General features: G+C 51.8%; 2 protein-coding genes. Both read left to right on the top strand.

Going from position 1 to position 2,624, the window contains the following annotated elements; all coding sequences use genetic code 11:
- Window positions 1-308 (top strand): hypothetical protein (locus tag B9Z50_RS18040; RefSeq protein ID WP_233249927.1); only part of this gene is annotated, 308 nt, incomplete at its 5' end.
- A gap of 133 nt (window positions 309-441) precedes the next feature.
- Window positions 442-2,624 (top strand): LEPR-XLL domain-containing protein (locus tag B9Z50_RS17295; protein ID WP_146183250.1); only part of this gene is annotated, 2,183 nt, incomplete at its 3' end.

The following is a 2,624-nucleotide window of genomic DNA, read 5'->3' as shown; positions in this document are numbered from 1 at the left end:
ATCATTTCCATGGTGATCACCTTCTATCTCTCCTGCTGAATATTTCAGCAGGTCAGTTGAACACCCTGGTCAATTTTGAGTCGGCACTCCTAGGTTTAGATGGTCAGTTTTCGGTCGGCGGCAACACCCTAGAACCAAAGATCTTTTGTTGTCGAAAAAACGAAAAGACGACGATGAACTCGTTAGAGCGGGTAAATGTGTGTCTTTGTGAGTTATCACCCCGGCGCTTGCGTAATATCAGTCCCAAGTCACATTCCTTGTGTGTTTCCCGCCGCTGTTGTTCGTATTTAAATTTCCTGATGACTTGAAAATATTACTATGGTTTATTTATTTAAATTTATGTATAAATTTTTAATAAAAAAATACTACTACAGCGTTCCCTGTCGTTTGTTAAACGCCGTTTCAGTCACCTTAACGACTAGAAGCGACCAGGTGTAAATTTTGGGTTTTCCGAAGCGATTTGTCCGGAAGCCATTTGCGGCACGCGTTCGTGATGCCCTAAAAAGCCGCGCGTTCCGCATCGAGCCCTTAGAGCCCAGGGTATTGCTGTCCGGTGATCCTATTTTTGGCTCATCAGCGCTGATGTTGGAGCCTGCCAGGGACGATATACAGGCGCTGATGGAAACATATTCCGCGCAACAACTGGGCGGCACGCCGACTATTTCCATGCCCCTGATGGGGCGCTATGTATCCAGTCAGGCCGCCACTGCTGGGGCGAGTACTTTTCCGGTTGACGCCATTTTGCACGATGCGGCCACTCTAGCCGGTCAATCGGCGCTCCGAAATACCACCTTGCAACTTGGGCCGAAAGAGATTTTGGGTGGCAGCGGAGATCTTTCCATTGACCTGGTAAACACGGGTTTGGTCAGTCCCGGTTACTCACCCGGCGTCCTCGATGTTGATAGTTTTACACAACTGTCTGGCGGATCCTTACTGTTTGAGTTGGGAGGAACGACCCCTGGCTCAGGCAGTGGACACTACGACCAACTCAATGTTCGAGGGGAGGCTGTTTTAGCGGGAACGTTGGAAATTGACTTGCTGGACGGCTTCAAGCCTTCTGCAGGTGAGACGTTCACCATCATGACTTACGGTAGCGTAAGCGGTAGTTTCGACCATGCTTTGGGCCTGTACGTTTCACAAGACGACATCTACTTCGAAATTGAGCAGACAGAAACAGCGCTTTTACTGCGAGCCGTTGCAGAAATAGCCGGTACTGACCAGCTCTCGGTAACGCTGCCAAACGCTTCAAATGACGTGATCGGTGAGGCGTTAAACCTCGACTATTTCGGCGTCAATGGCGCTTACAGTCTGCAATCAGATGTGGTCGTTGACGAGCTTCTGCGACTCAATACGACGACGGTTCAGTTGTCATTTGATGCGTCAACCTATCTAGAGAACCCCATATCGGGTGAAGACGAGGTCTTCAACATTTGGAGCTTCACCGTCGAGGGTGCCGCGGGCTTCGTAGCCAAAGATCCACTAGCCCAAATTCAGGACAACTTTAGGCTAACCCTATCAGGGGTCAATTTGGGTCTGAGTGTTCTTGTGCCGGCAGAGGCGCTGCAAACCTACGGCTGGGTCGTTGGGGCTGGCGTCATCAGTGTGATGGGAAGCGCGGGCGCTCCAGATATGGTTCTCTCGGCCGCTGACACCCTCGTGACGTTTGACCTCGGCTTTGGGTCGGTGGATGGCGAGTTAAACCAGTCCGTGATCAATCTCACCACCGCTAGGAACGCCAATGGTGATGCGATTGGTGGCTGGACGATCGACCGGGATGGGTCAGCCTCTGATTACCGCCTCTCGCACGATGCGGGTGCGAGCAGCGAGATCTCGTTTCTGGGTGAAAAGCGCGTTACGTTTTTCGACTTTTTGACCGTTGACGGGGATCTTAGCTTCGACTTTGGCGACTACTACCGGATGAATATCGCCACAGGCATTTCTGGTAATCAAAATAGTTTGGGAACCACAGAGCTTTTGGGGCGGATGTCAAATGCCTTGCTGGCGGTCGAGGGTGTGCGCGTTGCCAGTGACTTTACCTACCTATACGACGTGCCGCTTTGGAGTCTTGCCATTGGGGGTTCAGGCCTCAGTGCATCGTTTGGTTTCGGTGACTACGATTTCACCAAGTCTTTAGACGAGCAAGATTTCTATGGCTTTGCTGTTTCAGACTTCGAGTTTGGAATGGGTATTTTCGGTAATGCCGAACTACGTGCTCTGGCAGGACTGCCTGTTTTCTATGCTGCATCGGGTTTTGCTGCGCAGGCGGGTTTCGCCACTGGTGGCAGCGAAGCGTTACAAGTCTCGGGGCAAAATCTACAGCTAAACGTGAATGACAGCTCAGGGTGGTTAAACCCCTTGTTGTCGTGGACTGGGACCCCAGTCATTGACTTTGGATCCACTTTTGAGTCGGTCGCAGCATCGGCGCTTGTTGTTCCAGGCGCTTTATTGGTGCGTACGGGCGCTAAAAATAGCGACGGCACGGATACGGCCGTTCAATTGGACTTTGACGGCAATCAACGCTTGGGCGTGTCCGTTGAGGACATGCGCATGGACATCGCCGGCTTCATCCACGCGCAGGGCAGCTTCAACTTTGAGAAGGGCCCCCAGCAACTGGTCACTTTGGG

Origin of the sequence: Limnohabitans sp. Bal53 (assembly GCF_003063355.1) — a bacterium.
Lineage (GTDB): Bacteria > Pseudomonadota > Gammaproteobacteria > Burkholderiales > Burkholderiaceae_C > Limnohabitans_A.
This window is presented reverse-complemented; position numbering and strand designations above follow the sequence as displayed.